At 69.4% G+C, this 26,176-nt stretch carries 23 protein-coding genes and 1 pseudogene; 10 read left to right on the top strand and 14 right to left on the bottom strand.

Features of this window, described 5'->3' with window-relative positions:
• The first annotated feature begins 9 nt into the window (after positions 1 to 9).
• Together CYFUS_RS22355 and CYFUS_RS22350 are read left to right on the top strand one after the other, a co-directional pair.
• On the top strand, positions 10 to 1,275 hold the full coding sequence (locus tag CYFUS_RS22355; protein WP_232537712.1) for a hypothetical protein: 1,266 nt from the start codon (positions 10 to 12) through the stop codon (positions 1,273 to 1,275).
• A gap of 24 nt (positions 1,276 to 1,299) precedes the next feature.
• Positions 1,300 to 1,875 (top strand): metal-dependent hydrolase, encoded by a 576-nt coding sequence (locus tag CYFUS_RS22350; protein ID WP_095987068.1) that lies wholly within the window; start codon positions 1,300 to 1,302, stop codon positions 1,873 to 1,875.
• 229 nt (positions 1,876 to 2,104) lie between these two features.
• Here CYFUS_RS22350 and CYFUS_RS22345 read toward each other — a convergent pair.
• The 3 genes and pseudogenes from CYFUS_RS22345 to CYFUS_RS22335 all read right to left on the bottom strand — a co-directional run.
• Positions 2,105 to 2,884: pseudogene (locus CYFUS_RS22345) on the bottom strand (fatty acid desaturase family protein); the annotation flags it as partial.
• A gap of 610 nt (positions 2,885 to 3,494) precedes the next feature.
• The gene (locus CYFUS_RS22340) at positions 3,495 to 5,336 is read right to left on the bottom strand and encodes a sensor histidine kinase (RefSeq protein WP_095987067.1); all 1,842 of its coding nucleotides are present in this window, start codon (positions 5,334 to 5,336) and stop codon (positions 3,495 to 3,497) included.
• Positions 5,333 to 8,668: a response regulator gene (locus CYFUS_RS22335; protein ID WP_095987066.1), complete on the bottom strand. Its 3,336-nt coding sequence runs from the start codon at positions 8,666 to 8,668 to the stop codon at positions 5,333 to 5,335. The genes CYFUS_RS22340 and CYFUS_RS22335 overlap by 4 nt, the downstream gene beginning before the upstream one ends.
• 165 nt (positions 8,669 to 8,833) lie before the next feature.
• On the opposite strand from CYFUS_RS22335, the gene lexA reads away from it, so the two are divergent.
• Positions 8,834 to 9,496, top strand: coding sequence for a transcriptional repressor LexA (lexA, locus tag CYFUS_RS22330; RefSeq protein ID WP_095987065.1), 663 nt, complete (start codon positions 8,834 to 8,836; stop codon positions 9,494 to 9,496).
• Between the two features lie 32 nt (positions 9,497 to 9,528).
• On the opposite strand, the gene CYFUS_RS22325 is transcribed toward lexA, so the two are convergent.
• The gene (locus CYFUS_RS22325; protein WP_095987064.1) at positions 9,529 to 10,272 is read right to left on the bottom strand and encodes an ABC transporter ATP-binding protein; all 744 of its coding nucleotides are present in this window, start codon (positions 10,270 to 10,272) and stop codon (positions 9,529 to 9,531) included.
• A 338-nt stretch (positions 10,273 to 10,610) separates the two neighbouring features.
• On the opposite strand from CYFUS_RS22325, the gene CYFUS_RS22320 reads away from it, so the two are divergent.
• A complete protein-coding gene (locus CYFUS_RS22320) occupies positions 10,611 to 10,883 on the top strand; it encodes a hypothetical protein (RefSeq protein WP_095987063.1) in 273 nt (90 codons plus the stop codon).
• A 78-nt stretch (positions 10,884 to 10,961) separates the two neighbouring features.
• A complete protein-coding gene (locus CYFUS_RS22315; RefSeq protein WP_157758592.1) occupies positions 10,962 to 12,161 on the top strand; it encodes an HEXXH motif-containing putative peptide modification protein in 1,200 nt (399 codons plus the stop codon).
• 112 nt (positions 12,162 to 12,273) lie between these two features.
• Here the strand turns inward: CYFUS_RS22315 and CYFUS_RS50825 are convergent, their stop codons facing one another.
• A complete protein-coding gene (locus tag CYFUS_RS50825; RefSeq protein WP_157758591.1) occupies positions 12,274 to 12,513 on the bottom strand; it encodes a hypothetical protein in 240 nt (79 codons plus the stop codon).
• Positions 12,514 to 12,678: 165 nt separating this feature from the next.
• Between CYFUS_RS50825 and CYFUS_RS22305 the strand changes: the two genes are divergently transcribed.
• The 4 genes from CYFUS_RS22305 (at position 12,679) to CYFUS_RS22290 (ending at position 17,258) form a co-directional block, all read left to right on the top strand.
• Positions 12,679 to 13,542 (top strand): hypothetical protein, encoded by an 864-nt coding sequence (locus CYFUS_RS22305; protein WP_095987061.1) that lies wholly within the window; start codon positions 12,679 to 12,681, stop codon positions 13,540 to 13,542.
• Positions 13,543 to 13,611: 69 nt separating this feature from the next.
• The gene (locus CYFUS_RS22300; RefSeq protein WP_095987060.1) at positions 13,612 to 16,056 is read left to right on the top strand and encodes an ABC transporter permease; all 2,445 of its coding nucleotides are present in this window, start codon (positions 13,612 to 13,614) and stop codon (positions 16,054 to 16,056) included.
• A 178-nt stretch (positions 16,057 to 16,234) separates the two neighbouring features.
• On the top strand, positions 16,235 to 16,939 hold the full coding sequence (locus tag CYFUS_RS22295) for a C40 family peptidase (protein WP_198316694.1): 705 nt from the start codon (positions 16,235 to 16,237) through the stop codon (positions 16,937 to 16,939).
• A 151-nt stretch (positions 16,940 to 17,090) separates the two neighbouring features.
• On the top strand, positions 17,091 to 17,258 hold the full coding sequence (locus tag CYFUS_RS22290) for a microviridin/marinostatin family tricyclic proteinase inhibitor (RefSeq protein WP_095987058.1): 168 nt from the start codon (positions 17,091 to 17,093) through the stop codon (positions 17,256 to 17,258).
• A 9-nt stretch (positions 17,259 to 17,267) separates the two neighbouring features.
• On the opposite strand, the gene CYFUS_RS22285 is transcribed toward CYFUS_RS22290, so the two are convergent.
• From CYFUS_RS22285 to eno, 5 genes are all read right to left on the bottom strand, one after another.
• A complete protein-coding gene (locus CYFUS_RS22285; protein ID WP_095987057.1) occupies positions 17,268 to 18,407 on the bottom strand; it encodes a tetratricopeptide repeat protein in 1,140 nt (379 codons plus the stop codon).
• A gap of 16 nt (positions 18,408 to 18,423) precedes the next feature.
• Positions 18,424 to 19,449 carry a hypothetical protein gene (locus tag CYFUS_RS22280; RefSeq protein ID WP_232537711.1) on the bottom strand — a complete coding sequence of 342 codons (1,026 nt, stop codon included), beginning with the start codon at positions 19,447 to 19,449 and terminating at the stop codon, positions 18,424 to 18,426.
• A gap of 102 nt (positions 19,450 to 19,551) precedes the next feature.
• Positions 19,552 to 20,439, bottom strand: coding sequence for a LysM peptidoglycan-binding domain-containing M23 family metallopeptidase (locus tag CYFUS_RS22275; protein ID WP_095987055.1), 888 nt, complete (start codon positions 20,437 to 20,439; stop codon positions 19,552 to 19,554).
• 2 nt (positions 20,440 to 20,441) lie between these two features.
• Entirely contained in the window at positions 20,442 to 21,233 is a 792-nt protein-coding gene (surE, locus tag CYFUS_RS22270; protein ID WP_198316692.1) for a 5'/3'-nucleotidase SurE, read from the bottom strand.
• Between the two features lie 33 nt (positions 21,234 to 21,266).
• Complete coding sequence (gene eno, locus CYFUS_RS22265; protein WP_095987053.1) at positions 21,267 to 22,562, bottom strand: phosphopyruvate hydratase; 1,296 nt, start codon at positions 22,560 to 22,562, stop codon at positions 21,267 to 21,269.
• 85 nt (positions 22,563 to 22,647) lie between these two features.
• On the opposite strand from eno, the gene CYFUS_RS22260 reads away from it, so the two are divergent.
• Positions 22,648 to 23,709 (top strand): ADP-ribosylglycohydrolase family protein, encoded by a 1,062-nt coding sequence (locus CYFUS_RS22260; RefSeq protein ID WP_095987052.1) that lies wholly within the window; start codon positions 22,648 to 22,650, stop codon positions 23,707 to 23,709.
• A 30-nt stretch (positions 23,710 to 23,739) separates the two neighbouring features.
• Here CYFUS_RS22260 and CYFUS_RS22255 read toward each other — a convergent pair whose 3' ends face one another.
• The 4 genes from CYFUS_RS22255 to CYFUS_RS22240 all read right to left on the bottom strand — a co-directional run bounded on the left by CYFUS_RS22255 (position 23,740) and on the right by CYFUS_RS22240 (position 26,175).
• Positions 23,740 to 23,919, bottom strand: a complete 180-nt coding sequence (locus CYFUS_RS22255; RefSeq protein WP_071902205.1) for a hypothetical protein — start codon at positions 23,917 to 23,919, stop codon at positions 23,740 to 23,742.
• A gap of 367 nt (positions 23,920 to 24,286) precedes the next feature.
• Positions 24,287 to 24,712 (bottom strand): type II toxin-antitoxin system RatA family toxin, encoded by a 426-nt coding sequence (locus tag CYFUS_RS22250; RefSeq protein ID WP_095987051.1) that lies wholly within the window; start codon positions 24,710 to 24,712, stop codon positions 24,287 to 24,289.
• 52 nt (positions 24,713 to 24,764) lie between these two features.
• Positions 24,765 to 25,730 (bottom strand): class II fructose-bisphosphatase, encoded by a 966-nt coding sequence (gene glpX, locus CYFUS_RS22245; RefSeq protein WP_095987050.1) that lies wholly within the window; start codon positions 25,728 to 25,730, stop codon positions 24,765 to 24,767.
• Positions 25,731 to 25,773: 43 nt separating this feature from the next.
• Positions 25,774 to 26,175: an acyl-CoA thioesterase gene (locus tag CYFUS_RS22240; RefSeq protein ID WP_095987049.1), complete on the bottom strand. Its 402-nt coding sequence runs from the start codon at positions 26,173 to 26,175 to the stop codon at positions 25,774 to 25,776.
• Position 26,176 lies beyond the last annotated feature (1 nt).

Here is a 26,176-nt window from a genome sequence, read left to right as displayed (position 1 = left end):
CGTGACCCGATGGCTTGGAGTCTGTTCATCGCGACGTGTCTTGGCGGGTGTGGCCCCGCTCCGGACGTGGAGGCCAGCAGCGAGACCGCCCTGGAATCGCAGGCACGGCCCCTCACCGAGGGCGCGCCGCTCACGGCCCACGACGCGAGCTGTCTGCGGCTGGTGGATCAGAACACCTGGACGAACTCCGTCGCGAACATGGCGGACGTGGGCCCCGCGCTCGGGCTGCCGGCCCTCCTGGGCGATCTCAACCGCGCGGGCCCCGTGCTCACCGCGAGCACCTATCCCCCCGCCACGGGTTACAAAGGCGGCTTCCGCTGGAACGACGGCGACATGGCCACCACCGACTGGATTCCCCAGGCCCTGACGGCGGGCGTCTCCGGCGACACGAATGTCGCCCTCGTCTCCTGGCACTACGCGCCGAGCAACCCGGACAAGGGCGTACGTCTGTCCGTGGCGGACATCTCGAACATGTCGGGCAGCACGGTCAACTACCGGCACGTGCTGCTCGTCCGACCCACCAGCGCGGGCCAGTTCACCACCGTCAACGAGCATGGTGGCGGGCTCGCCTGGTTCGGCAACTACCTCTACATGGCCGATACCTCGGACGGCCTGCGAGTGTTCGACCTCACGCAGATCCGCCAGGTGGACACCAGCGCCACGTGCGAGACGCAGGTGGGCAAGGTGGGCTCGGTATGGTGCGCGTACGGGTACAAGTACGTGCTGCCCCAGGTGAGCGCGTACACCGTGCCCTCGACCATCGCGAGCCCTTGCCGGCCCAAGTTCTCCTTCCTCGGCAAGGACACGCGCGGTGGCACGAGCGCGGTGCTCTCGGGCGAGTACTGCAACAGCAGCGACGCGCAGTGCCCGTATGACGGCTCCACACCGGGGCTCGGCGGGCGGCTCTACCGCTGGCCCCTGAACGCCACCACGAACCGGCTCGTGGTGGTGAACGGCGCGGTGGTGCCCGAGCGCGCCTGGATCATGAACGAGCCGAACGTGCAGGGCGTGGCGCCCGTGATGACCTCGACGGCCACCACCTCGTACTGGCTGAGCTCCACGCGCTACGGCGGCGCGCTCTTCAAGGTGTCCACGAGCGCCTCGCGCAAGGCGTACCTGTCCGGCAGCTCCCAGTGGGCGCGGATGCCCGAGGGCATGCACGCCACGGGCAGTGGCACCAACCTGTGGACGGTCACCGAGGGCGTCAGTGGCGTGACGAATCCGGCCACGGGCGGACGCGTGGTGTTCTTCGTGGATCAGGCCGCCGTGGACTGAAGCTAGACTCCCCACACAAAGCACATGGCGAGCTTCGGACACATCGCGGTGGGACTGGCGCTCGGGCGCCTGGGTGGAAGGACGGCATCTCCCCGGAGGCGAGGGGCCGCGATGGTGGCCCTGGCCGCGCTGGCCATGCTGCCGGACGCGGACGTCGTCGCCTTCAAGCTGGGCATTCCCTACGCGGCCGAGTGGGGACATCGTGGCGCCTCGCACTCGCTCGTGCTCGCGGTGCTGGTGTCGCTCGTCGTGGCGGTGGGGACGCGGGTGGCGCGAGGACCCGCGCTCGAGGCGGGGCTGCTCGCCTTCGTGGCCGTGGGCAGCCATGGCCTGCTGGACGCGATGACCACGGGGGGCCTGGGCGCGGCGATCCTGTGGCCCTTCACCACCGCCCGCTACTTCCTCCCCCTGCGGCCCATTCCCGTGGCGCCTATCGGGGCGGGCATGCTCTCCGCGCGTGGCGTCTACGTGGTGATGGTGGAGCTGCTGCTCTTCCTCCCCTTCTGGGGCTACGCCCTCTGGCCACGCCGCCGGGCGGTCTCCAGGGAGGACGGCCCTGGAGGCTTCCCCGAAGGTGCCCAGGACGTTCGCCGCCGCTGAGTTCCACCCACCTCTCGAGACAGGTGTCCAGGGGGGCACGAGCCTCGGAGGGAATCGAAGCGAGAGCGGTGTCCGCCCCCATGAAAACGGACATCAGGAGGATGAGTACCGCGCGTGGCGAACCGGGGATGGAGCGCCCTCCGGGACGACGGTGTAGCAGGGGCCGATCGCGGTGCAGGAAGCCCAGCAGGGCGGGCACTGGCGAGATGACGCGCTCGGCGCCCTCCAGTTGGGCGGTGAGCTCATGCCGCACCTCGGGCAGGAGGCTCCAGTGTGCCTGCGGCCGCAGGTGGTGCTCCTGGTGATAGCCGTCGTTGAAGGCGAGCAGGTTGTAGAGCCGGCCGTAGTAGCTCACCGAGTCCGTGTAACGGCTCTCGGGGGCCGCGCCGAAGTGCTCGAAGTAGTTCTGCAGGTTCACCAGCACGAGTGCCAGGAAGAGGGCCGGCAGGTAGCAGCAGAGCGTCCAGCGCCACGACAGGGCCAGGAAGACGCATACCCCGGCGAAGTGCGCCAGGCGATCCAGCCGCACCTGGCGCAGCTCCTGCTCGCGCCGGGCCGGACCCTTCGCCACCAGTTCGAGCAGCTCCCGCTCGTGCTCGCCCACCCGCCACAACCGCGTGACCGAGAGCAGCCCCCGTCCGGTGGTGCCCAGCATGGAGACCGCCCCCCTGAAGACATAATGGAAGAGGCCGCCGTGCTCTCCACCCTCGCCCTGCTGGAAGGTGGAGGTCAGATCCTTCGTCTTCCCGTCCGCGTCCTTCCGATCGTTGTTGTAACGGTGGTGGTTGCGCACGTGGAACAGCTGATGGCGCTGCAACGACTGGCCGATGATGAACGAGTTGAGCGCCGACGCCAGCGCGTTGAGCCGCCGCGACTCGAACCAGGGCTCATGCATGAAGAGGTGCGAGATGACGATGAAGTTGTACGTCACCGTCAGCACCAACAGGCACGCGCCCCCCAGCCGACAGAGCCAGGAGGACTCATCCCAGGCCGCCGCCAGCGCGAACATCGTCGCCGCCTGGGCGAGGCTCAGCGCCAACAGGACCGCGTCACGGCGCGAATGCTTCCAGATCTTCATTCCCATCCAGAGCGGCACTGGCCAGAGGGGGCCATGCGGTCTGGCGGTATCGTCCCGGGGGGCAAGCACCACTGTCAACCGGGTGCCCCGCGCCTCCTCCCTCCCGCCAACCCCTTGATTCAGCGATCAAGGGTGAGCGCGGCGCTTCCGCCCAACGTGCAGGAGCAACGCGGAAAGGCGTATGCCATTGGGCGCTTGCTTCCAAATCGTGCGCGCGAGCGGAGGACGGCCGTAGCTCGATTCATGCGTCAATGGACGCGGGGGCCATCGCGGCGAGCGTGGACTCCTGGTACGAGAACACTCCGGGTGCGTATGCTCTCCCTGCGCCCATGACCGGGCGTGATCCTACGGCACGGGTGGTGGGGGTGGTGGCGGCGGTCCGATCTGCCCCGCGCGCTTCTGCTCCGAGGATCTGGACTGCGAGTGCAATGGGCGGATCGGCTACTGCGGCCCTGACTCCGTCTGCTCCTTCTGAGTCGCTCGTCCGCCGAGCACTCCCGCGATACCGGAATGGGTCCTGTCACCGTTCCGAAGCACTCCTTCACGCCTTGGGCAGCCACACGGTGAAGCAGGTGCCCTGCCCCACCTCCGTGCGCAGCTCGATGGTGCCCCCCGCCTCGCTCACCACCCGCCAGGCGACGGACAGGCCCAGGCCCACGTTGCTCCACACGTCCTTGGTGGTGAAGAAGGGCTCGAAGACGCGCGAGCGGTGCTCGGGCGTAATGCCCTTGCCCGAGTCCTCCACCTCGAAGAAGCCCTGCCCGTCGCGCTCCCCGGTGCGCAGCGTGAGCCGACGCTGCTCGGACTTCATCATCGCGGTGCGCGCGTTGGACACCAGCGCCAGCACCACCTGGGACAGGTGCCCCGGATCCGCCCGCACCCGCACGGGCGGGCTCGCCAGCTCCATGGAAATCTGGATGCCCTCCGCCTGAATCTGGTTCTCCGTGAGCGAGAGCGCGTCGCGCAGCACGCCCCCCAGGTCCACCGGGCGCAGCTCGGGCCGCGCGCGTTGCTGCGAGAAGCGCAGCAGGTTCTGGGTGATGTCCTTGCACCGCTTGGCACTCAGCTCGATCTTCCGCAGCGTCTCGAAGTCCGGGTCCTTCTCGCCGCGCTCGAGCATCAGCAACTGCGTGTTGCCGAGGATGCCGGCCAGGGGGTTGTTGATCTCGTGCGCCACGCCGGCGCCGAGCTGGCCCACCGCCGCGAGCTTCTGCGCCTCGAGCAACTGGCTCTGCGCCGTCTTCAGCTCCGCGGTGGCCTCGTCCACGCGGACCTTGAGTTCGTCGTTCCAGCGCAGCAGCCGCTCCCGGGCCCGCTCCAGCTCGCCGCCCATGGCATTGAAGGTGGACGCCAGGTCGCTCAGCTCGTCATCGCCGTCCACCTGGACGCGCTGGTGCAGCTCGCCCCGGCTGAACGCCTCGGCGCCGGACACCACGTGGGCCAGCCGGCGGTTGAGCCGACGGGTGAAGAGCGCCCCCACGCCGAGCAGCACCGCGAAGGCCCCCAGGATGAACAGCAGTACCGTGCGGCGCATGGCGCGCACCGGGGCCAGCGCGGACGCCTCGTCCAGGGACACCACCACCGCGAAGTCGGGCACCTGGGGCACCCGCGCGGTGCTCACCCGCAGGGCGAGTGGCTCCACCCGGAAGCTCCGCCCCGCCGTGCCGCCCGCGTCCGTCAGCGCCGAGGCCAGCGCCGGCTCCAACGTCTGCAAGCGGCGTCCGGGCCAGGTGCTGAGCAGGATGCGTCCGGCCGACACCTTCACCAGCTCGATCCGTCCGAGCTCGGGCCGCGCGCGCCGCGCCAGGAGCGACTCCAGCTCGGAGAAGACGACCTCGGCGAGCGCGAAGGAGGAGTTCTCGCCATCGGCGAGCTTCACCGCCATGGCCATCGCCGTCTGACCGGAGGGCTGGTGCGCATAGACACCGCCCAGGAAGACCTGGCCCCGCTCCGCCTGGCGCAGCGAGCGCACCGGCACGGCCTGGGCGAGCGCCAGCGCCGCGGTGGGCTCGAAACGCGGATGGTCGTTCTCTCCCTCCGCCTGGAAGAGCGGCGCCCCCCGGGGCCTGCCCTCCGCGTCGACCGCCAGCACCGCGCTCACCGCGTAGGACTGCCCGTAGAGCAGCTTCAGCCCGCCCTCGAACTCCGCGGGGGTGATGTGCTCCCAGTCGATGAGTCCCGCCGAGCGCCCGAGCGCCTCCGCCGTCTTCATCAGCTCCCCGGAGAGTGCCTCGGCGGTGGTCTCGGCGATGAGGCCCTGCTCGGAGACGATGCGGCGGGTCAGCTCCGACTCGGCTTCCGACAGCAGCGAGAAGCCCACCGCCGCCAGGGGCAGCACCGAGGCGGCCAGCATGAAGAGGATGAGCTGCTGGTAGAGTCTCATCCCACGCTCGTCCGCACGAAGGCCTGATCGCGATCACTGCGCAGGTAGACCGAGCCCGGGATGGCCTTGGCGCGCTTCTTCATGTCCGAGGCCCGCCGCGCCAGCTCCGTGAGCGCCTGGCCGGGCACGCTGTCGCTGAGCACCGCCACCACCGACACGCTCATGATGGGACAGCGGCGCGTGTCCCCATAGCGCCCCTGCGTCTCGATGTAGCCGCGCTCCCGGTCCTGCTTGTCGTAGTAGAGCGGGATGAGCCGATCGAAGACCTCGAGCGCGCGCTGGCACACCCGGTCCACGCTCTCGGCGGAGGTGACGAAGACGAAGTCATCTCCCGTCATGTGCCCGAGGAAGTCACCGGGCAGCCCCTCGCGGGCGAGCACCTCGCGCAGGAGATCTCCCGTCTGGCGGATGACGCCATCGGCCTTCGCCAGGCCGTAGTAGTCCTGGTAGGCCTTGAGGTTGTCCAGATCCAGGTAGCAGTAGGCGAACGGGGTGCGCTCGGAGGAGCGGCGTTGGATCTCCCGCTCGATGGCGCCCGGGCCGGGCAGTTGCGTGGTGGGCGAGGCGCCGCGCTCGCGCTGCTTGCGGCGCAGCACCGCCTCCACGCGCGAGCCGAGCGTCAACGCGTCGAAGGGCCTGGGGAGCACGTCATCGGCGCCGCGCTTCAGGGCGCGCACCTTGATGCCCGTATCGGCCGAGGGGGCGAGGAAGAGGACGGAGATGGAGCCGCTGGCGCGCTCGGCCTTGATCTCCTCGAGGAAGTGGTAGCCGTCGCCGTCGGGCAGTTGCGCGCCGAGCAGCAGCACGTCCGGGCGGTGCTCGCCCAGGGCGCGATGGGCGAGCGCCAGGGAGGTGGCCACGCGCACCTCGTAGCCGAGGCCGCCGAGTGCCTCGTGGCAGAGCGAGGCCACCTTCTCGTCGGCGTCCGCGAGGAGCACGCGCCCCTGGGACTTGCCGGCGCGTCCGCGCACGAGTGAGTCCGCGGTGGCCACCAGGCTCTCGGCGCTCAGGGGCATGGACAGGAAGGCATCCGCCCCGGCCCGGAAGGCGCGCGGGCGCTCGTCGAAGGCGGAGAGGATGAGCACGGGCAGCAGGCGCGTGCGCGGATCCTGCCGGAGCAGCTCCGTGAGCCGCAGCCCATCGATGACGGGCAGCCGGGCATCCACGAGCATGGCGTCCGGCGGCTGGGTGCGCGCGAGCGCCAGGGCCTCCTCGGCGTTGGGGGCGATGCGCACCGCGTAGCCGCGCGCGAGCAGCAGCGCCTTGGTGATGAAGGCGATGTTCGGATCGGACTCCACGAGCACCAGGTGGCCGCGCGGCGCGGCGTCCTGCTTGCGCTGGGAGTCCAGCTCCTCGGGCCGGAACGGCTCGGCGCCGGGCTCCAGGGGGAACACCGCGATGAAGCGCACCCCATCCGAGCACGGCTCGCTCCAGATGTGGCCGCCGTGCGCCTGCACGATGTTGCGGCAGATGGCCAGCCCCAGCCCCGTGCCGCGCACGGTGCGGTTGGCCTGGGTGCGCGCCTGCTCGAAGCGGTCGAAGATGCGCTCCAGGTTCTCCTGGGCGATGGGCTCGCCGCTGTTCCAGCACGACATGGCGAAGTAGCCGGGCACCGCCGAGGTGCTCTTGAGCGCCAGCCGCATCTGGCCGCCCTCGGGGGTGAACTTGGCGGCGTTGGTGAGCAGGTTGTTGAGCACCTGGGTGATGCGGTTGGGATCCACCTGGGCGCGCTGGCCATGTTGCGGCAGGGCGGTGGTCATCGTCACGCCGCGCGCCTGGAAGGCCGGGCCGTACTTCTCCACCGCGCGGCGCACCAGCTCGTCCACGTGCGTCCACTCGAAGTTCATCCGCAGCCGGCCCTTGGCGAACTTGGCCAGGTCCAGCAGATCATCCACGATGGCGTTGAGCTTCTCCGTCGAGTCGCGCGCGAGCAGGAGGTAGCGCCGCTGCTTCTCGTTCATGTCCGTGGTGAGGAAGTTGAGCACCAGGTCCAACGAGCCGGAGATGGAGGTGAGGGGCGTGCGCAGCTCGTGGCTCACCATGTGGACGAACTCGTCCTTGCGCTCCTCGAGCTGCTTCTGCTCGGTGACGTCGCGCAGCACCACGCACACGCCGCGCAGCACGCCCCGCGCGTCGTGCACCGGTGTCACCGTGGTGTGGATGGTGCGCGCATCCAGCGTGAGCTCCTCGCGCAACACCTGGGCGCTGCCCGCCTCCCAGCCGTGCACCAGCTCGAAGGGATCGAACCCGAGCCGCTCGCGCAGCCGCGCTCCGGCGTCCTGGAGGGCGCCCTCCTCGAGCCGCAGCAGGCGGCGCGCGGCGGGGTTGAGCACCACCACCTCGTTCTTCTCGTCGGTGAGCAGCACGCCATCGGCCATGGACTGCACCATGCGCTCGATGCGCTGGCGCGACGCCTCCTCGGAGGCGCGCAGGGCCTGGATGGCGGCGGCCGTCTGGTTGGCCAGGGTGTCGAGCAGCGCGCCATCCTCCTCGGAGTAGGCGTGCGCGCGCTGGGAGAAGAGCGACAAGAGCCCCACCGGACGGCCCTCGGCGGTGAGGGCCACGGTGAGCTGGCTGCCCCAGACGACCGGGGCGGCGGTGTCCGGGGACGTGGTGCCCTCGACGTGGGTGATGACGCGGTCCTCGGACAACATCAGCCCCGAGCGCGTGCTCCAGGCGCCCAGCATGGACTCCTTGACGCCGAGCAGGGCCTGCTCGCCCACGGCCAGCCCCTGGCAGCGCAGGCGCAGGGTGGCCGTACGATCCCACCCCAGCGCGATGAGGGCCGCGCCACAGTCGTATGGCAGCACGCGCGACACCGCCACGAGCACCCGATCGATGATGGCGTCGTAGTCGAGCGGCTCTCCGGCGCTCGCGCGCGTCACCGCGTAGAGCACGTCGAGCGCCTCCACCCGCTGGTGCAGCTGGCGCAAGAGCCGCTCCTTGTCGCGCCGCAGCTGGGTGTAGTCCACCGCGTTCTTCACGGTGAAGACGAGATCGTTCAGGTCCCACGGCTTGGTGATGTAGCGGTAGACCTGCCCCCGGTTGATGGCCGCGATGATGTCCTCGGGGTTGGTGTAGCCGGTGAGCAGCAGCGCCGTGACGTCGAGGCCCTCGGCGCGCGCGGCCGTCACCAGCTCGATGCCCGTCATCTCCGGCATGCGCTGGTCGGTGATGAGCACGTCCACGGGATGGCGCCTGAGCAGCTCCAGGGCCTCGCGGCCCGAGGAGGCCGAGAGCACCTGGTAGCGCTTGTGGAACATGCGCTGGAGGAGATCGATGACATCCGGCTCGTCATCGACCAACAGCAGGGTATGTCGGGTGTCGGACACGGTTGGCCAAGTCTACGCCCAGCCGGGGTGCCCCCTCAGCATCCGTCCTCGGAGGGCTGCAAGCCCCTTGAACGCATTGACTCTATACGTATGTTCAGGGAGCATGCTGGGACTGAAAGCCTGTTTCGCAGGTGGGTTGCCCACCAGCCGAGGGAGCCGGGCATCATGGAAGAGCTGACCGAACGTCAACGGGAGATCCTCGCCTTCATCGTGAAGGAGACCGAGTCGCGGGGCTTCCCGCCGACCATCCGGGAGATCGGCGAGGAGATGGACATCCGCTCGACCAACGGGGTGAATGATCACCTCAAGGCGCTCGAGCGCAAGGGCTACCTCAACCGGGGCGAGCAGCAGAGCCGCTCGCTGGTGCCCACCAAGCGGGCGCGCATGCTGCTGGGACTGGGCGTGAAGAAGGAGTCGGGGATGGTGGAGGTCCCCCTGCTCGGCAAGGTGGCCGCCGGCGCGCCCCTGCTCGCCCAGGAGAACGCGGAGGACTCGGTCCGCATCGACAGCTTCCTGTTGGGGGGCAACGGGCGCGAGGTGTTCGCGCTCCGGGTCAAGGGCCAATCGATGATCGACGACGGCATCTTCGACGGGGACTACCTCTTCGTGCGCAAGACGGCGCAGGCGCAGCCCGGCGACATCGTGGTGGCGCTCATCGAGGACGAGGCCACGGTCAAGCGCTACTACCCCGAGGGCGAGCGCATCCGCTTCCAGCCGGCCAACGCCACCATGCAGCCCATCTACGTGAACCGGGCGGACTTCCGCTCCACCATGATCCTCGGCCAGGTGGTGGGCGTGTACCGCAAGCTGCCGGGCGGCAAGAACTGAGGCGCCACGGGGCCCCTCCTCGTCGAGGCCGCTCAGCGCAGGCGCTCGTCCTGGACGATGCGGCCATCGAAGAGACCCACCTGACGCGTACCAAGCCGCGCCTGATTCGGATCATGGGTCACCATGATCAGGGTGGCGCCGCCCTGGTGCAGCTCGGTGAGCAGTTGCATCACCTGCGCTCCATTCTTCGAGTCGAGGTTGCCGGTGGGCTCGTCCGCCAGGAGCAGGAGGGGCTCGCCCGCCACGGCGCGCGCCACGGCCACGCGCTGCTGCTGGCCACCGGAGATCTGCCCGGGCATGTGCCGCGCCCGGTGGCTCATGCCCACGCGCTCCAGGGCCCGCTCCACCCGGGCCTGGCGCTCGTCCGCCACCATGTCGCGATAGGTCAGCGGCAGCTCCACGTTCTCGTAGACGGACAGGTCACCAATCAGGTTGAAGCTCTGGAAGATGAAGCCGATGTGCCGGTTGCGCACCAGCGCCCGCTGCGCCGGGGACAGCTCCAACACCTGCTGCCCATCCAGCAGGTAGCGCCCCCGGGAGGCCGTGTCCAACAGCCCCAGCACCGCCAGCAGGCTCGACTTGCCCGAGCCCGAGGGCCCCACGATGGACACCCACTCGCCCTGGCCCACCGAGAGGTTCACCTCGGAGAGCGCGTGCGTCTCCATCTCGTCGGTCTCGAAGACCTTGGTAAGGCCCTCGAGCCGCAACAGCTCCTTCGCCGGCGCCTCTCGCGGCTGCTCGTCGCGCGCCCGCGTTTGCCCCGCTCCGCTCGTCATCGCCACCTCCCACGGCAGATCAGACGCCTCCCGGATACTCCCCCGAAACGCTGAACGCTCGAAACAGAAGAGGGAGCGGTGGGATGCCACGTCCGGGAAAACCACATGCGCCCGGAAGGGAAGTCCAGGCGCCGACGGCCCCCGCGGACCGGGTAGTCCCCGAGTCCCATTCTGGTTGATTTGACAATCATGACGCAAAGTGCCGGGTGCTGTTGACTGGCAGTAGTTTTGTTTCTATAACTTTTCTCACCGTTTGCGCGGCTGTGACGCAGCCCCCTGAACAGCAGACGCGCCAGGCGGTTTCGTAGCGCCCTCTACCAACGACAAGGGAGTGCCTCATGAAGAAGCTCAACTGCGCCGCTGCCATCGCTTCGCTCGCTGTTGCCGCTGGTCCCATCGCCGTCGACGCGTCCGTCGACAGCGACAAGACCCTGACTCTGAGCGCCGAGCAGGCCGAGGCTTCGTTCGCGTTGGAGATCGAGGGTTTCAACGAGCTCATCGCGGCGAAGAGCAGCCAGCAGCAGCAGCAGCAGCAGCAGCAGCAGAACCGCAACCAGAGCGACAGCGCGGGCGTCCAGTTCGCCCCCAGCGACAGCGGCTTCGCGGTCTGATTCCGCTGTAGGGAAAGGCCCCGGGCCCGAATGCCCGAGGCCTTTTTTTTCACTCCAACCGCGGGGTGCCCTCCTGTGTTGCAGATCATCTATTCATTGACCGCTGGTGGTTCCTGCCCACCCCTCATTGACAATCAGGTCGAGCACTTCGTCCAGAAGCTCAAGTTCCAGTTCGAGGATCTCCTGTGGCTCGCGCGGCTGTCCTCTCCGGAGACAGCGCGGGCGGCGAGCGCCGCCTATGAGGCGTTGAGCGCGCGGGAGCGGTACGCCTTCTTCCTGTCGCCAGCGGTCTTCTCGGAGATGTTCCGTCAGCAGTGGGCGGGGAAGACTCCGGAGCTCCGGGGCCTGATCGATCTGTGCATCGGGGAGAGCGCCCTCGAGACGTCCGCCCAGTACCCGGGCGAGGCCCGTGAGCGTTGGAATCCCCTGTTCTCCAAGGCGAGTCACGCCGGGGGCATTCCGGGCAACGCCTATGTGGCGCCACTGCTGGGTGGTTCGGTGACGGTGGACCTGTCGAGCCCCTTCTGCAAGCGCTCGGACATGACGAGCCCCGTGTTCTTTGGCGACTTCGTGCCCTTCACCGAGGAGGAGAAGGAACGGGTGCTGAGCAAGCTTTCCGCGGCCTTCGCCGAGATCGAGGCCACCGCGCCCATCTTCGCGCGCATCATCCGCAACTACACGCGCGTCGCATGCGTGCGCAAGCGCGAGGGGGCGCCGCCCGCCTCCGAGCAGGTCTCCGACGAGATTGGCGCGATCCGCCTGCTCAACGTGCACAGTCCGGACTACACGCACGAGAGCTTGATGGATGACTTGATCCACGAGTCGGTGCACAACCTGCTGTCGACGTACGAGTATCTGGAGCATCCGTTCCAGATCGTCGGAGGCGAGTCGGACGGTGATGCGCGCCCCGTGTCGCCCTGGTCGATGCGCCCCATCCGGGTGCTTCCCTTCCTGCACGCGGTGTTCGTCTATTTCGCCATCCTCCACTACACGCTCAAGCGGATGGAGCGCGGGGAGCTCTCCGCCGAGCAGCAGCGCCTGGCCGTGAAGCGGCGCAATCGCTACGCCTCGGGCTTCCTGATGCCGGGCAAGCTGAGCGACTACGTGAAGCCCTTCTCGAACGTGGATCCGCGCACGCTGCATGCGATGGATCAGATGCAGCAGATCATCCGCCGGAGGTTCTCGCCCCTGCCCGAGTCCCGCCCGGAGAACGTGGCCGTGGCGCCGGCGGGTGGCGCGCAATACCAACCGCCCGTCCAGAAGGGAGCCGCCCCGTGACGACCTCCGCGCTGTTCGTGGGTTTTTTCGTGCTCGCGGTCGCTCCGAGCGGCCCCGCGAAGCCGTCCGGTGAGCCCCAAGGAGGCCATCAGATGAACACCCGAATGACCGCTCAGACGGACCGGGCCCAGATCCAGGCGGGCTCGGCCTCGCTGGTGCTCGAGTCCAGGACGCAAGGCGTGGTCGCCACCCAGTCGACGCCGGCGGGGTTCTGGCCGTTCCAGGCGGGGGATGTGGTGAGGCGCATCGATGGCCGCGTCATCAGCAGGCCCTCCGATGCCCTGTTCGTCTGGCGGGAGAGCGCCGGCTCGGTGTTCGACTTCGAGGTGCTGCGCAACGGCCAGGTCGTCACCTTCCGGGCCGGCCCCTCGGACTTCCCCGGGCTCGACCTGCCCCCCACCCCGAGCCCCCCGCCCCGCCGCCCCCTCCGGGGACGATGCGCTAAGCACCCGGGAAGATCGGGAGCTGGCCAGGAGCCACCGCGCGGGCACGTTCCCGCCAGCCTGCTGGAGCCTTTGTGGAGATTCTTGTCATCTCGGACGATGCCGTCGAAGAGCAGATTTCCCGTTCACTGGAGGCGAGCCCGAGCCTTCCCTGGCGCATCTCCCGCTCGAAGGTCAGTGACTTCCTGCGCGCCAGTGGCGCCACGTTCAGCGACGAGGACGGGCTGTTCCACCACCAGCAGCCCGCCGCCGGGGGCTCCACGTCCGCCCAGCCCATCATCCTCAATCGGGTGGTGGAGATCTCGGATCAAACCCTGAAGGCCCTGGGGGGAGAGAACTCGCTGCTCGCCCGGGGGCTCGTCACCAGCGCGCTCGATCACGTGCTGCGCGGGTACAAGAAGGTCATCGGGACTCCGGGCGTGTGCTCGCCGGTGGGCCACCTGGTGCCGCTGGTCAGCCAGTGGAAGCTCATCGGGAAGAAGGTCCCCGGGCTGCGCACGCCCGAGTACAAGTACGGCTACGGGCCCGAGCCCATCGACTCCGCCCCCTTCGCGCGGCCGATCTGGAAGAGCCCCTTCGATTTCTACTCGTGGAAGGTGTCGGACGCGCCTCCCGCGGTGCACTGGGACTCGTTCGTGGTGAACAGGCCCGAGGGCACGCCGGTGCTGCTGTACTTCTTCGGCAAGGCGTGGGACGCGCAATTCCTGGCCCCGGGCCAGGCCCTGTCGGAGGAGTTGAAGGGACGGCTGCGCGAGCTGATTCCCGCGCTCCAGGAGACGTTTGGCGCGTTCTCGGGTGAGAGCCTGATGTTCGCCGACGGCCCGGTGCTCACCTTCGCCTCCTTCTCGCATTACTTCAGCGCGGCCTCCCGCCAGGCCCGATTCCAGAGCGTGCTGCTGGAAGGACTCGCCGCGGAGCTGCCGCTGGCGCGCGGGTGAGCGGCGGGCACCCGTCGCTCGGGGGGCGTCCGGGGATTTGCTAGAGTCCAGCGGGATGAGGTGCGACGGGTGCGTTTGAGCAAGTGGTGGGAGGACGTCGCGCGCGATCTGCGCTTCGCCGCGCGCATGCTCCGCAAGAGCCCAGGCTTCACCGCCGTGGCGGTGCTGTGCCTGGCCTTCGGCATTGGCGCCAACGCGGCCATCTTCAGCGTGGTGGACTCGGTGCTCCTGCGCCCGCTGCCCTACCGCGATCCCGAGCGGCTCGTGCGGCTCTACGAGACCCAACCGGCGAGGGATCCCGACTGGAGGGGCTCGGTGTCGTGGCCCAACTACCAGGACTGGGCGGCGCAGCTGCGGAGCTTCAGCGGCATCGCCGCCTATGAGATGCAGGGCCGCAACCTGACGAGCCCGGAGGGCGCGGAGCGGCTCAAGGCGGTGGCGGCCACGGCCAACCTCTTCCAGGTGCTGGGCATCGTCCCCAAGCTCGGCCGGGGCTTCTCCGCGGACGAGGACAAGCCGGGCGCCGCGCCCGTGGTGGTGATGAGCGAGCGGCTGTGGCGCCGCCGCTTCAGCGCCAATCCGGCGCTCCTGGGCCAGACGCTGTCGCTGGATGGCCGGCCGCACACGGTCATCGGCATCCTCCCGGACACGGTGCGCTTTCCGGCGGGCTCGCAGGCGGAGCTGTGGCTGCCCCACGTGCCCACGGAGGGCCGGGTGGACAACCGGGGCTCGCACTACCTGGGGGTCATCGCGCGGCTGGCCCCGGGCATGACGCCGCAACGGGCCAACACCGAGCTGCGCCAGGTGGCCCAGCGCATCGAGGAGGCGTATCCCGCGCAGCAGACGGGGCGCGGCGCCACGGCCGTGGCGTTGACGGAGACGGTGGTGGGCAAGGTGCGGCCCGCGCTGCTCATCCTCCAGGGCGCGGTGCTGCTCGTGCTGCTCATCGCGTGCGCCAACGTGGCCAACCTGCTGCTGGCGCGCGCGGCCGCGAGGCAGCAGGAGGTGACGGTGCGCTTCGCCCTCGGGGCGAGCCGGGGCCGCATCGTGCAACAGATGCTCGTGGAGAGTCTGCTGCTGTCGCTGCTGGGCGCGGTGCTGGGGTGGCTGCTGGCCGCCTGGGGACTGGGCGCGCTGAGCCCCCTGGTGCGTGACTCGCTCCCGCTCGCCGGGGAGCTGACGCTCCAGGGCCGCGTCTTCGGCTTCCTGCTGCTGGTGGCCGCGGGCAGCGCGGTCCTCTTCGGGCTGACGCCCGCGCTGCAGGCCACGCGCGGCGAGCTGAGCGCCGTGCTCGCCCAACCGGGCACCAAGACGTCCGCCTCGCGCTCCCAGCACACCTTCCGCAACGGGCTCGTGGTGGCGGAGATCGCGCTCTCGCTCGTGCTGCTCGTGGGGGCGGGGCTGTTGCTGCGAGGCTTCGTGAACCTGCTCGGCACCAAGACCGGGCTGAACGAGCAGGGGGTGCTCACCGCCCACCTGCCCATCGCGGGCAACAAGTACGCGCCGGAGCAGCTCACCGAGCGTCTGCTCAAGCCGGTGCTCGAGAAAGCGCGTGCCCTTCCCGGGGTGAGGTCCGCGGCCCTCATCTCGCTGCTGCCCATCCAGGACGCCTGGACCAATGGGGACTACACGGTGGAAGGAGAGCCGCCTCCGCCACCCGGCAAGGAGTTCTTCGCCGAGCACCGGGTCACCAGTCCGGGCATCTTCCAGTCCCTGGGCATCCCGTTGCTCGCCGGGCGGGACTTCGCCGAGGAGGATGGCCTGCGCCGCGAGCAGGTGATCATCATCAACCAGACGCTGGCGCGGCGGCATTTCGAGGGCCGGGACGCGGTGGGGCGGCGGTTGATGCTGGGAGGCGATTCCGCGGAGATCATCGGCGTGGTGGGCGACGTGCGGCAGGCGGGGTTGGATCAAAAGCCCCTGCCCGAGGTGCACCTGCCCTACAACCATCCCCTCTCCCAGCGGTGGTTGTTCCAGGAAGCAACGCTGGTGCTGAAGACATCGGTGGAGCCGCTCAGCCTGACGTCCGCCCTGCGCGACGCGGTGCGCGGCGTGGATTCGGATCAGCCGATCTCCGAAGTGGCGACCATGGAGGAGGTCATCTCGCGTTCGGTCGCGGGGCGGCGGTTGAACCTGGCGCTGCTGGGGACCTTCGCCCTCATCGCGCTGGTGCTCGCCACCGCGGGCCTCTACGGCGTCATCTCGTATGTCGTCGCCCAGCGCACGCGGGAGATCGGCATCCGGATGGCGCTGGGTGCCCAGCCGGGCGACGTGGTGCGGTTGGTGATGCACCAGGGCGTGGTGTTGGCGACGCTCGGGGTGGGCATCGGGGTGCTCGTGGCGCTCAGCCTGTCGCGGTTCGTGGAGAGTCTGCTCTATGGCGTGAGCGCCCGGGATCCGCTCACCTTCGGCGTGCTCTCGGTGCTGCTCGGTGGCGTGGCGCTGCTGGCCACGTGGCTGCCCGCCCGGCGCGCGTCGCGGGTGGATCCGATCATCGCCATGCGCGGCGAGTGAGCCGTCCTGGCGCACGAGGCCACGGTCCGTTTCTCGCGTGACGGGCGGATCGTGCCTACCTTGGACGTGAGAGGAGAAGGAGGCCACGCCCTGTTGCCTGATGGACAGGTGGGCGGGACTCGCCGGGACGCGCCGCGAGGGAATTGAATCGCCGAAGCGAGGGCCCGTCCAGAACGCCATGACGTGTCGTCCGCTCCTGCTGGCCTGCCTGCTGGGCGTGTTCTTCGCGCCTCCCGTGCTGGGGGCGCCCCGTGCGCCCGCGAAGCCGGCGGCGGTGAAGAAGCAACAGCCGCCCGCCGCGTCCAGCACCGTCGCGAAGAAGTCCACGAAGTCCACGCCCGCGAAGACGAAGCGCAAGGTCGTGCCGCTCTCCCGGGGCCGGCGGGTGGCCCAGCGGGCCGCGGGCCTGGTGGGCACATCGCTCTCCGCCCACCGCGTCCCGGATGATTGCTCGGGGCTCGTGCGGCTCGCCTATCGGTCCGTGGGCGTGGAGTTGCTCTCGCACGGCACCCGCCCGGGAGAGAACGCGGCGAGCGCCATGTACCGGCGCGCCCAGACCAAGGGCGCCCTGCACCGCAAGGCGCCCCAGCCCGGCGACATCGTCTTCTTCCGCGAGACGTATGACCGGAACCGGGATGGCCTGCGCAACGACGGGGTGACGCACGTGGGCGTCATCGAATCGGTGGCCCGCGATGGAACCATCGTCTTCGTGCACCGCGGAGGCAAGGGCGTGGGACGGGCGCGGATGAACCTGCGCCATGCCGGGCACCAGGGCATGGGGGGACGCGTCCTCAACGACTACATCCGCCGGGCCGAGCAGGGCGAGCGCGCACGCCTCACGAGCGAGCTGTTCGTCGGGTACGCGTCGTCTACCCGGCTGTAGGCGCGTGGATGAGCCCCCGGTTCATCGGACCGTTGTCCGAGCGGGAGAGCAGGAGGAGGCTGGTTGGCGACTTTCCCCGCGACACCTCGGGTTGCATTTTCATCAACCCAGGCGGGCGAGTCGGTTCCCGCCTACCCCACGGAGGCAGGCCATGAAGCAGGAAACGAAGCAGAAACCCTTCTTCGCGCGGTTGCTCGAGAGCCAGGGAAGCGAGCCCTCCGAGAATGGACAGAGCGCGACGAAGAAGTACCCCTCGGACAACGACGAGGATCAGACGCTGAAGTACCCCTCGGATCAGGAGGATCTGGGAGGGGCCTGAGTCGCGCCCTCAGGGGCACTTCTTGGGGGTGCCCCCATCCCCCACGAGGCGCGCGCACGCGGCGCGCACCACGGCCTCGTCCTTCAACTCCCGGGCGAGCGCCGCGGTGCGCCGCTGCAGCTCCACGTCCCGGGCATGGTCCGGCTCGGCGCTCAGGTTGGTGAGGATGCGCAGCGCATCCGGCTTGCGCCCGAGCGTCGAGAGCAGCTCGGCCAGCTCCATGAGCTCGCGCACGTCCGAGCCCGACACCGTCTCGAGCGCCTTGCCCAGTTCCTCCTCCGCCGTCTCGCGCTCGCCGCGGCCCAGGTGGATGCGCGCGATGGCCACGTGGATGATGGCCCGATCCTTCACCCGCAGGGACTCGCGGTAGGCCGCGAGCGCATCGCCCGGCTTGTCCAGGCGCGTGTAGATCTCCCCCACGAGCTCCCACAGCGTGGGATCCCTCGGCGACTGGCGCGCCGCCTCGCGGTAGGACTCGGCCGCGGGGAGCAGTTGTCCGGCGCGCACCTGCTCGTCTCCCAGCGCCGAGAGCAGCGACGGATCCCTCACGCCCTTGGCGCCCGTCCACTCCCCGAGCATCAACAGGGCCTCGGCGTGGCGCCCCGCGGCGATGAACACCTCGGCGGCGCGCAGCACGAGCGGGGCCTTGCCGGCGTCGGGGCTCGCGTCGGCCGCGAGCAGGAAGTGCTTCACGGCGGAGTCCTTCTCGCCGCGCTTGAGATCCAACTCCCCGAGCTGCTCCAGGGCATTGAAGTCCCGGGGGTAGATGGCCAGGGCCTTGCGCAGGGCGCTCTGGGCCTCCTCGGTGTGGCCGAGCTGGGCGTGGATGAAGCCCACCCGGCTCCAGTTGGTGGAGCGCTTGGGATCGCGCTGGAGGGCGAGCTCGAACTGGGCGAGCGCCTCGTTGAGCTTGCCCATGGACAGGTAGACCTCGCCCAGGGCGGCGGGCAGGCGGGGGTCATCCGGGGACAGCTCCTTCATGGAGGCGAAGGAGGCCAGGGCCTGCTCGAAGTTGCCCTGGAGGTACTCGGTGGTGCCCTTGATGTAGTAGCCCTCCGCCCGCTCCTTGGGGCCGGGCTTGGGAGGGCCGTCCTCGCAGCCCGCGAGGAGGAGGACGAGCAGGGACAGGACGTGCCAGCGCGGATGCATGGAGTGGGCTCCAGGCTCAGAAGTGCCAGACGATGCCGGCGTTGAGATCGAGGTTGAGGCCACTGCCCAGCCCCCCGTCCGCCAGGCCGAGCGTCGCCTGGGCGATGTTGGTGGAGGCCTCGAGCTGCACGCCGAGGTGATTGAAGAAGAGGTACTCGAGGCCCACGAAGCCGATGACGGTGGGCAGCGGGCCCGTCTGCCGGAAGATGCCGAACTCGCCGAAGGACAGTTGCACGCCCAATCCCAGGCCCCAGTACGGACGCAGGGGATTCTCGATGCCGTGGTAGTGGCGCAGCCCGAGCACGCCGGGCACCACGTTGAGGCCGCCCTTGGTGCCCGTCTGCGTGGAGGTGACGAAGGTGAGGCCCAACTGACCGAACACCACCCACTCGGGATGGAACTGGTAGCCGAGCTCCACGTCGCCGCCGGGGTTGAACGAGGAGAGGTTGGAGATGAGGCTGTTGTTGATGCGCACGCCGGCGAGGAACGAGCCCTGGCCCGGGCGGGCTTCCTCGGGCACGGGCGACGTGGCGCGGGCGTTGGGGTCCGGCACGAGCGTGGCGAGGATCTGATCCGCCAGGGACACGGCGGCGCGAGGCAGGGCCTCGCGGGCGGCCACCTCGGCGCGGGGCCGGAGCAGGGCACGCCCGCTCTCCGAGTCCACCAGGGTGGCGGTGAGCAGGAAGCGCGAGCCGAAGGCATCGAGCCGGCCGGTGACGACGTAGCGGGCCTTGGTGGCGCGCGCGGCTTCCTGCTCGCACGAGCCATCCGCGCAGGCGCCCGCGGTGCGCACGGCCTGGACATCCGACTCGGTGGACACCGCGAGGCGGGGGGACTCGGCGAGCCGGCTCGCCATGAGCGCCGTCAGGCCAGGGGCTTCCTCGCGTGCCTCCGCGTCGGCCTTGAGGGGCAGGAGCACGAGGCGCATCGGCGCGGGAGTCTCCGCCTCGGGGGCGGGAGGCGCCGGGGACTCGGAGGCGGGCCGGGCATGGACGGCCGGGGCGAGCAGGAGCAGGAGCAGCAGCGGCGGGAAACGGCACACGCGCGACACTCTAGTGCCAGATGCTCCCGGGTGGGGCACGGAGCGAGGAGGCGCTCCGCCCGTTCGGTCCATCATCGGACGCACATGGGACTCACATGGGACTCACGAGGAGGGCAGCGCGCCCAGGTAGTCGAGCGGATCCACCGGCTTGCCATCCACGCGCACCTCGAAGTGCAGCTGGGGGCCGCTCGTCTTGCCCGACTCGCCCACCGTGGCGAGCACCTGCCCGCGACGCACCTTCTGGCCGGTGCGCACGCGCAGGTCGCGGTTGTGCGCGTAGAGCGTGATGAGGTGCTCGGAGTGCTGGACGATGACGATGAGGCCGTAGCCGCGCTGTTCCCCCGCGTACAGCACCTCGCCCTCCTGGGCGGTCTTCACCGGAGAGCCCACGGGGACCGCCAGGTCGATGCCGTCATGGGGCTCGCGGCCCTTCTTGCCGAAGCGCGCGTAGAGGACACCGCGCAGGGGCCAATCCAGCGTGCCCTTCGTCTCCGGGACGGGCTTGGGAGGCGTCTGGGGCGGGGGCCGGCCCGCCGGGCGGCGTGACGGCGACGAGACGATGGGTCCCCGGGACGACGGCGTGGGGCTGGACGTGGTGGGCGCGCGCGCGGGCGGCGGCGAGGACTCGGTGGCCACGGGAATGGGCCGGGGGGCACCGGGAATCACCAGCTCCTGGCCCACGGAGAGCGTGCGCGGATCCTTGATGCCATTGGCCGCGGCGAGCTGCTCCACGCTCAGTTGGTGGTTGACGGCGATGCGGTAGAGCGTCTCGCCCGGGGCCACCGTGTGGGTGCGCGAGGAGGGCACGGGGGGCTCGGAGACGAGCTCCAGCTCCGGGTGGGGCTCGTGCAGCTCGGCGAGCGCGATCGGGGGCACGGCGGAGGAGCGCGTGTCGGAGGGGCGCACGGCGGAGGGCACCACGGCACAGCCGGAGGCCGTCAGGAGCGCGAACAGCGCGAGCAGTGCCGGACTGGCCGCCGCGCCCCGCAACCTCAATCCCCTCCCCTGCCCGCGCCCGGGAAGCCCTCGAGGCTCCAGCCCGAGAGATCCTTCAGCATGGGGGTGTCGGTGAGCTCGAAGTTGAGCGGCGTGACGGAGATGAGGCGCTCGTCGTGCACGGCGTTGCAGTCGCTACCGGGCAGGTCCTCGTGCGCGTAGGTGCTGCCGCCGATCCAGTAGTACTTGCGGCCGCGCGGGTCTTCCTTCTCCACCACGTCATAGCCGTACGAGTGCCGGCCCAGGCGGGTGACGGCGTAGCCCCGGGGCTCGCCCGAGGGCACGTTGACGCTCAGCAGCATCCGGGGAGGCAACTGGGGCTGGGCGAGCGCCGCCGCCACCAGCGAGCGGGCGAAGCGCGCCGCGTGCTGGAAGTCGAACGGGGCGCGCGACACCAGGCTGAAGGCGATGGAGGGGATGCCCAGCAGGGCCGCCTCGCGGGCGGCCGCCACCGTTCCCGAGTAGTTGACGTCGTCGGCCAGGTTGGCCCCGTGGTTGATGCCGGACACCATGATCTTCGGGCGATCATCCTTCAGGAGGTGATGGATCGCCAGATAAGCGCTGTCCGCGGGGGTACCATCCACGGAGAACCAGCGCTCGCGGATCTCGGTGAGGCGCAGGGGGCGCCAGAGGGAGATGGCGTGCGAGGCCGCGCTCTGCTCGCGATCGGGCGCCACCACCCACACCTCGCCCAGGGGACTGACCGCGTCCACCAGGGCCCTGAGCCCCTCGGAGAAGTAGCCGTCATCGTTACACACCAGGATGCGGGGTTGCTGCGTGCCGGCCACTTCTCCGCCTTTCTTCAGGTTGTCTGCCTGGCCTTACTTGGCCTTCAGGCCCTTGATGGACTTCATGCCCGCGTACCGGGCGCCCGCGCCCAGTTCCTGCTCGATGCGCAGGAGCTGGTTGTACTTGGCGATGCGGTCGGAGCGCGAGGCCGAGCCCGTCTTGATCTGTCCACAATCGAGCGCGACGGCCAGGTCCGCGATGGTGGTGTCCTCGGTCTCGCCCGAGCGGTGGCTCATCACCGAGGTGAAGCCGGCCTTGTGGGCCATGCGCACCGCGTCGAAGGTCTCCGTGAGGCTGCCGATCTGGTTGACCTTCACCAGGATGGAGTTGGCGGTGCCCGCCTCGATGCCGCGGCTCAGGCGCTCCACGTTGGTGACGAAGAGATCATCTCCCACGAGCTGGATCTTCCCGCCGAGCACGTCGGTGATCTTCTTCCAGCCGTCCCAGTCGTCCTCCGCCATGCCGTCCTCGATGGAGACGATGGGGTAGCGCGACACGAGCTGCTGGTAGTAGTCGAGCAGGCCCGAGGCGTCGAACTCCTTGCCCTCGCCCTTGAGCTTGTACTTCTTGGAGCCCTTGTCGAAGAACTCGCTCGCCGCCACGTCCATGGCGAGGAACACCTGCTCACCGGCCTTGAAGCCCGCGGCGGAGATGGCCTCCATGATGAGCTTGAGCGCCTCCTCGTTGGCCGGCAGGTCCGGGGCATAGCCGCCCTCGTCGCCCACGGCGGTGTTGAGCTTGCGGCCCTTGAGGATCTTCTTGAGCGCGTGGAAGATCTCCGCGCCCCAGCGCAGGCCCTCGGAGAAGGAGGGAGCGCCGGCGGGCACCACCATGAACTCCTGCACGTCCACGCGGGTGTCGGCGTGGGCGCCGCCGTTGAGGATGTTCATCAGCGGCACCGGCAGGGTGCGCGCCTGGGAGCCGCCGATGTAGCGGTAGAGGGGCAGACCGTGGGCATCCGCCGCGGCGCGCGCCGTGGCCATGGACACCGCGAGGATGGCGTTGGCGCCCAGCTTGCCCTTGGTGGGCGTGCCGTCCATCTCGATCATCTGCTGGTCCACGGCGTACTGATCCGCCGCGTCCATGCCCACCAGCTCGGGGGCGATCTTCTCGGTGATGTGCTCGACGGCCTTGCGCACGCCCTTGCCCAGGTAGCGGCCCTTGTCGCCGTCGCGCAGCTCCAGCGCCTCGTGCTCGCCGGTGGAGGCCCCGGAGGGCACCGCCGCACGGCCCTTGGCCCCACCCGCCAGCAACACCTCGGCCTCCACGGTGGGGTTTCCGCGGGAATCGAGTACTTCACGCGCCACGATTTGAGCAATCTCGGTCATGGCGCGGGGTTCTAGAGGACGTCCCCCAGGCTCGCAAGCAGACTGCTACACTTCGCGGGCACTTCACCCCCACCCCTCTCCCGCCATGCCCCCGCGCCGCCCCACCGAGTCCCCTCCCGACATCTACCCACGCCTGCGAGGCCGGGGCGCGCTCCTGGGCCTCGCCGTCGGAGACGCACTGGGCAGCACGCTGAAGGGCCGGCGGCTGATCGCCCCGGCCTTCCCGCACCTGTCCGACGGAGTCCACCGGAACATGCGCGGAGGAGGCCCGTTCTCCCTCAAGCCGGGACAGGTGGGCGAGAGCGGCCAGATGGCTTGCTGCCTGGCCGGAGGCATCCGGGAATCCGGCACCTACGACACGGAAGCCCAGATGCGCCGCTACCTGAAGTGGCGCCCGCACGCCGTGGGCATGGACGACTACACCAAGGAAGTGTTGACCGAGATGGCCGAGTCGACCCTGCCCAAGGCGAACGCCGCGCAGCGCCTGTGGCTGAAGGATGGGCGCAAGCGGGCGCTCAACGGCAGCCTGGCGCGCACCCCCCCCATCGGCGTGTTCTTCTCCAAGGACGCCTCGATGCGTGCCATGGCCTCGTTCGCCGACAGCATGCTCACGCACTTCGATCCGCACTGTCTGCTCGCGTGCGCCACCCTCAACGCGTCCATCGCCCATGCGCTCCACGCGGGGGAGAAGCTGACCAAGGAGGACCTGTTCAAGGCCACGCTGCGCGAGCTGGCCGTGATGAGCGCGCAGCTCGGGCGCACCCTCAGCAGCTTCGTCAAGGAAGTCTCCGCCGCCACCGCCGACGTCCGGGAGGACCTGTCGGTCTCCAACCAGAGCGATCCGCTGCTGTACTGGCCGGAGCTGCACATGCACCGCAAGCTGGACCATGTGCGCGTGGCGTTCCGCCTGGCCTACTGGGAGCTGTGGCACGCGCCCTCGTTCGAGGCGGCGCTGGTCGACGTCGTCAACCGGGGAGGAGACTCGGACGTGAACGGCGCCGTCACCGGAGCGCTGCTGGGCGCTTTCTACGGAGAGGACGCCATTCCCGCGCTCTGGCGCCAGGCCGTCCTGGAGGCACTCAACTTCAGGGCCGGGCCGCTGTGGACCCTCTACCACCCGAAGGACATGGTGCTGCTGGCGGGCTGAAGGGCCACCCCGGGCCACCCGCCCCGAGACTCAGCCAAGCAGATCGATGATGACGACGCCGCGTGGCGGCTTCTCGTCATCCTCGGCGTCCGAGCGGCGCCGGGGGCGCTCATCGGGCCGAGGCAGGGGGATTTCCAGCACGGGACGATCCCGGTCATCCCGGTTCCGTTCCCGGCGCTTGATTTCCTCGATGATGAAGGCGTCGAGCATGGGTTCGGTTTCTCCCTCGGCCTACGTACCCGGTGGATGCTCGTCACTCCTTCAGGAGGGATTCGCCGCCACGGGTGCTTCAATTTGCAAAGTAAGGGCCCCATTCACGATTGGAGGACTCCTGGGCTGGCAAGCCCGCTTGTCCGTCCTCCACCCGACAGCCGGACCCGGTGGAACGTTCCTCGGTCCGCGGGTCGTCCACCCGCGGACATTCAGAACGTGAAGTGGATTGTAATGAACTTGTACGGGCCCGCAAGCGATGCCTGGGGCTCCGTTCCGCTCTCCCTGAAATGACAGGACCGACGGGAAGGGGGCCCGGTCTCCCGCCCGCTCCTTGGAGGACCGAGGGAAGGACCTGGGCGAGGTGCTAGGTGGCCTCGGCGCGGCGCTTGAAGGACTCCAGCATCTTGGGCAGGGACGTCTCGGTGAGGGCGTTGACGATCGCCTTGGGGACGAGCGGCCCCAGGGCGAGCTCCACCGTGTAGGTGGCCTTGGTGCGACCCTCGCCGTCGGGCTCGAGCACCCAGCTGCCCTTGTTGTCCTTCATCACCTCACCCTCGACGAAGGTCCAGGACATGCGCTTGGGGCGCTCCTCGGTGACGAGGATGGTGTAGCGGATGGTCTTGATGACATCCACCTCGTACTGAACCTTGAGCGTGTTGTCCTTGCGCTCGAGGACGCGGATCTTCTTCACCTCGGAGAGGAACTCCGGGTACTTCTCGTACTGGGCGATGACGTCGAAGAGCTTCTCGGGGGGGGCGTTGATGACGATGGTGCGAGAGGCGCCAGCCATGGTGTGTGTCTCCGAGGGGTGAAGAGGTTCTCTGTAGAGGTTGAGGGCGTGCCTAGAAGTTGTAGCCCGGCTTCTTGTCGAACTTGTGACGTGACTGGATGAAGCGCACCGTACCGGTCTTGCTGCGCATGACCACCGAGTGCGTCTCGCACCCACCGCCGAAGAAGCGCACACCGCGCAGGAAGTCGCCAGTGGTAACGCCCGTGGCGGCGAACATCACGTCGCCGCTGGCCAGATCCTCGGCGGAGTAGATCTTGGAGATGTCGGTGATGCCCATGCGCGCGGCGCGGGCGACCTCCTCGGCGTTGCGCGGCACGAGCCGCCCCTGCATGTCCCCGCCCACCGAGCGCACGGCCGCGGCGGCGATGACGCCCTCGGGCGCGCCGCCGGTGCCCATGAGCACGTCCACGCCCGTGTCCTCGAAGCAGGTGGCGATGGCGCCCGCCACGTCCCCGTCATCGATGAGGCGGATGCGCGCGCCCGCGGCCCGCACCTCCTTGATGAGCTCCACGTGTCGCTCACGCTCGAGGATGATGACGGTGAGGTCGGCCACGTAGACCTTCATGCGCTCGGCGATGGAGCGCAGGTTCTCCGTGGGGCTGCGGCGCAGATCGATGGCGCCCCGGGCGCGCGGCCCCACGGCGATCTTCTCCATGTACGTGTCCGGCGCGTTGAGCAGCTTGCCCTTGTCGGCCATGGCCACCACGGCGATGGCGCCCGGGCGGCCGTAGGCGCACAGGTTGGTGCCCTCGAGGGGATCCAACGCGATGTCCACGGAGGGATCATCCGCGTGGCGCCGGCCCACCTCCTCGCCGATGTAGAGCATGGGGGCCTCGTCGCGCTCGCCCTCGCCGATGACCACCGTGCCGTTGATCTGCAGGGCATCGAAGGCGCGGCGCATGGCGTCCACGGCGGCCTGATCCGACTCGTTCTTGCCGCCGCGGCCCATCAGCCGCGCGGAGGCGATGGCCGCCATCTCGGTGACGCGCACGACCTCCATGGCCAGGTTGCGATCCATTGTGGGTTCCTCCTGAGGAAACGGGATGTGAAGAGGTGGAGACTCAATCCGCCGTTTGCAACAACTGCACGAGCACGGGCGGCAGGCGCGTGGGCCTGCCGTCGCGGCCCACGCAGGCATGGACGGTCTGGCCGGTGCACAGCAGGGTCTCGGGAGCGCCCTCGCGCCGGACGTCATAATGGAAGGTCAACGATGCGCGCTTGAGCTCACTCACCCGGGCATGCACCAGCAGCACGTCGTCATAGCGCGCGGGGGACTTGTAGGCGATGGAAGCTTCCACCACGGGCAGCATCAGTCCCTCGCGTTCCACGTCCCGGTAGCTGCCACCCCGCGCGCGGAAGTACTCGCCCCGGGCGAACTCGAAGTAGCGGAAATAATTGGCGTGATACACGACACCCATCTGGTCCGTATCGCCGTAGATGACTCGGATTCGTGCCTCGACCATG

It is taken from the genome of Cystobacter fuscus (genome assembly GCF_002305875.1).
In the GTDB taxonomy this organism is placed as follows: Bacteria; Myxococcota; Myxococcia; order Myxococcales; family Myxococcaceae; genus Cystobacter; species Cystobacter fuscus_A.
The sequence above is the reverse complement of the archived record's forward strand: the minus strand, read 5'-3'. Positions and strand labels throughout refer to the sequence as shown.